This window comes from Catenibacterium sp. (genome assembly GCF_052354645.1).
Classification (GTDB): domain Bacteria; phylum Bacillota_I; class Bacilli_A; order Erysipelotrichales; family Coprobacillaceae; genus Catenibacterium; species Catenibacterium mitsuoka_A.
The window spans coordinates 1-2042 of record NZ_DAWDDM010000330.1; the positions used below are offsets into that span (position 1 = coordinate 1).

At 36.7% G+C, this 2042-nt stretch carries 1 pseudogene; it reads left to right on the plus strand.

The features are described from left to right. Window positions 1-97 precede the first annotated feature (97 nt). Window positions 98-2030, plus strand: a pseudogene (gene tet(M) / locus ACT8VG_RS10645) (tetracycline resistance ribosomal protection protein Tet(M)). The last annotated feature ends 12 nt before the right edge of the window (window positions 2031-2042 follow it).

Genomic DNA, 2042 nt, shown 5'->3' on the forward strand with positions numbered 1-2042 from the left:
TAAATATGCGGCAAGGTATTCTTAAATAAACTGTCAATTTGATAGTGGGAACAAATAATTGGATGTCCTTTTGGGTTTTTGAATGGAGGAAAATCACATGAAAATTATTAATATTGGAATTTTAGCTCATGTTGATGCAGGAAAAACTACCTTAACAGAAAGCTTATTATAAAAGCTTATTATATAACAGTGGAGCGATTACAGAATTAGGAAGCGTGGACAAAGGTACAACGAGGACGGATAATACGCTTTTAGAACGTCAGAGAGGAATTACGATTCAGACAGGAATAACCTCTTTTCAGTGGGAAAATACGAAGGTGAACATCATAGACACGCCAGGACATATGGATTTCTTAGCAGAAGTATATCGTTCATTATCAGTTTTAGATGGGGCAATTCTACTGATTTCTGCAAAAGATGGCGTACAAGCACAAACTCGTATATTATTTCATGCACTTAGGAAAATGGGGATTCCCACAATCTTTTTTATCAATAAGATTGACCAAAATGGAATTGATTTATCAACGGTTTATCAGGATATTAAAGAGAAACTTTCTGCCGAAATTGTAATCAAACAGAAGGTAGAACTGTATCCTAATATGTGTGTGACGAACTTTACCGAATCTGAACAATGGGATACGGTAATAGAGGGAAACGATGACCTTTTAGAGAAATATATGTCCGGTAAATCATTAGAAGCATTGGAACTCGAACAAGAGGAAAGCATAAGATTTCAGAATTGTTCTCTGTTCCCTGTTTATCACGGAAGTGCAAAAAACAATATAGGGATTGATAACCTTATAGAAGTGATTACGAATAAATTTTATTCATCAACACATCGAGGTCAGTCTGAACTTTGCGGAAAAGTTTTCAAAATTGAGTATTCGGAAAAAAGACAGCGTCTTGCATATATACGTCTTTATAGTGGCGTACTGCATTTGCGAGATCCGGTTAGAATATCGGAAAAGGAAAAAATAAAAATTACAGAAATGTATACTTCAATAAATGGTGAATTATGTAAAATCGATAAGGCTTATTCCGGGGAAATTGTTATTTTGCAGAATGAGTTTTTGAAGTTAAATAGTGTTCTTGGAGATACAAAGCTATTGCCACAGAGAGAGAGAATTGAAAATCCCCTCCCTCTGCTGCAAACGACTGTTGAACCGAGCAAACCTCAACAAAGGGAAATGTTACTTGATGCACTTTTAGAAATCTCCGACAGTGACCCGCTTCTGCGATATTATGTGGATTCTGCGACACATGAAATCATACTTTCTTTCTTAGGGAAAGTACAAATGGAAGTGACTTGTGCTCTGCTGCAAGAAAAGTATCATGTGGAGATAGAAATAAAAGAGCCTACAGTCATTTATATGGAAAGACCGTTAAAAAAAGCAGAGTATACCATTCACATCGAAGTTCCACCGAATCCTTTCTGGGCTTCCATTGGTCTATCTGTAGCACCGCTTCCATTAGGGAGCGGAGTACAGTATGAGAGCTCGGTTTCTCTTGGATACTTAAATCAATCGTTTCAAAATGCAGTTATGGAGGGGATACGCTATGGCTGTGAACAAGGATTGTATGGTTGGAATGTGACGGACTGTAAAATCTGTTTTAAGTATGGCTTATACTATAGCCCTGTTAGTACCCCAGCAGATTTTAGGATGCTTGCTCCTATTGTATTGGAACAAGTCTTAAAAAAAGCTGGAACAGAATTGTTAGAGCCATATCTTAGTTTTAAAATTTATGCGCCACAGGAATATCTTTCACGAGCATACAACGATGCTCCTAAATATTGTGCGAACATCGTAGACACTCAATTGAAAAATAATGAGGTCATTCTTAGTGGAGAAATCCCTGCTCGGTGTATTCAAGAATATCGTAGTGATTTAACTTTCTTTACAAATGGACGTAGTGTTTGTTTAACAGAGTTAAAAGGGTACCATGTTACTACCGGTGAACCTGTTTGCCAGCCCCGTCGTCCAAATAGTCGTATAGATAAAGTACGATATATGTTCAATAAAATAACTTAGTGTATTTTATGT